At 47.1% G+C, this 2002-nt stretch carries 2 protein-coding genes; both read left to right on the plus strand.

The genetic code is table 11. The features are described 5' to 3' along the window. The coding region (locus ABIE26_RS26525; protein WP_409035714.1) for a MutS-related protein at positions 1-747 on the plus strand (747 nt) is incomplete at its 5' end. Beyond that, on the plus strand, positions 744-2002 hold a 1259-nt coding region (locus tag ABIE26_RS26530), incomplete at its 3' end, for a MutS-related protein (protein WP_310147125.1). The genes ABIE26_RS26525 and ABIE26_RS26530, both read left to right, overlap by 4 nt.

The following is a 2002-nucleotide window of genomic DNA, read 5'->3' on the forward strand; positions in this document are numbered from 1 at the left end:
GTAGCAGAGGTGGCGGTAAAACGAAACTTTGTTTTTCCCACAGCCCTGGAAAAAGGATTAAATATCTTGAACCTGAGTGGGGTTTACCATCCAGAGCTAAAAAAGCCGGTTGCCAACAACCTTTCTATAGATCCGGGTAATAACGTGCTCTTTTTAACCGGGGCCAATATGGCGGGGAAATCTACTTTTCTCAGGGCAGTAAGCACAGCCCTTTATGTGGCGCACATGGGCTTCCCTGTAGCAGCCGCCGCTATGGATTTTTCTGTTATGGACGGGGTTTATACCACCATTAACCTGCCCGATAAGCTGGGCATAGGGGCCAGTCATTTCTACATGGAGGTGCTGCGGGTAAAAAAAATGGCTACAGAGCTGGGGCAGGGCAAATCCTTGTTTGTGCTGTTCGATGAGCTGTTCAGGGGTACCAATGTTAAAGATGCGCATGAAGCAACCGTTGCTGTTACCCAGGCCTTTGCCCGCAAGAAAACCAGTATGTTCATCATCTCCTCACATATAGTAGAAGCCGCTGAACAATTAAAGGAAAAAAGCAATATCGGCTTTTTATACCTGCCTACCATCATGAAGGGCACCATGCCCGAATATACCTATACCTTAAAAGAGGGGGTAACAGATGACCGGCATGGTATGGTCATCATCCGCAATGAGGGGATATTGGACCTGCTTAAAAATGGGATAAAAAGTAAAGGGACAAATGAAATAGTGCAGACACCAGTAAATGAAAGGTTATGAGTTTCAGTATAGACAGACAAACGATAGAAGAGCTGAACCTGCCCGGTAAATTCCGGAGCGGTTCGGTATATAGCCTGTTTAACCAGGTAAAAACGCGGGGTGGCGAGCAGCTGTTAGACAAAATGTTCCTCTCGCCGCTGGAAGACCCGGAACCGATAAATGAGCGTACGGCAGTTTTTCAGTTTTTCCAAAAGGAGCAGCTGAGCTTTCCTTTTGATGCCGGGCAGGTGGGTTTAATGCGGGAATATGTAGATACCGGGGCAAAAGAAAGTTTCTTAAGGGTATTTGCGGGAACCATTATCAAAAAGTTGCTTTCCGGACTGGCCCGTGATGAGCGGTATAAAAAAAATATCCAGGGCCTGCAGGCGGCAATCATTGTTTTAAACAAATGCTGGTCGTTTTTAGAGCACATGCCGGCTGTACCCGGCCCCTGGGCAGAACGGATAAAGGAAGTAAAAGCGCTGTTGGCCGATAAACGGGTGAAGCGTTTGCGCAACATAGATATCTACAAGAGCCTGCCGGTAAAAGTACTGATTTTTTATAACCATTTAATTAAAAGCAAGCTGCACCAGGAAATAGAAAATATGCTGCTGTTCATTTATGAGCTTGATGTGAACATTGCGGTAAGTGATGTGGCCCGCAAGAAAGGTTTTGTTTTTGCCAAAGCCTTAGCTTTTGAAAAGAACGTGCTTTCGGTAACCAACCTGTACCACCCCAGTGTAGAAAAAGCAGTGGGCAACTCCCTGCTGCTGGACCAGGACAGCAATGTGCTGTTCTTAACGGGAGCCAATATGGCGGGTAAATCTACCCTGATGAAATCGGTAGGTATAGCAATGTACCTGGCGCATGTAGGCTTTCCTGTGGCGGCAGCCGGTATGGAATTCTCGGTACGCCAGGGGCTGTATTCTTCCATCAATGTGGCCGACAACATCAACCTGGGCTACAGTCATTTTTACGCAGAAGTGGTTAGGGTAAAACAGGCGGCTGAGGCTGCGGCCAGCGGCAAAAGGTTGCTGCTGATGTTTGATGAGTTGTTTAAAGGTACCAATGTAAAAGATGCTTACGATGGGACACTGGCGGTAACCGAAGGGTTTTCGGAGTACCGGAACTGCCTGTTTATTGTCTCTACGCACATCATTGAAGTTGGCGAAGCTTTAAAAGGAAGGGACAATGTTCGGTTTGCGTACATGCCTACCGTAATGGATGGGGCAAGACCCCGCTATACCTATAAAATGGAAGAAGGGATCACTGAAGA

Origin of the sequence: Pedobacter africanus, from assembly GCF_040548825.1 — a bacterium.
Taxonomy (GTDB): Bacteria; Bacteroidota; Bacteroidia; order Sphingobacteriales; family Sphingobacteriaceae; genus Pedobacter; species Pedobacter africanus_A.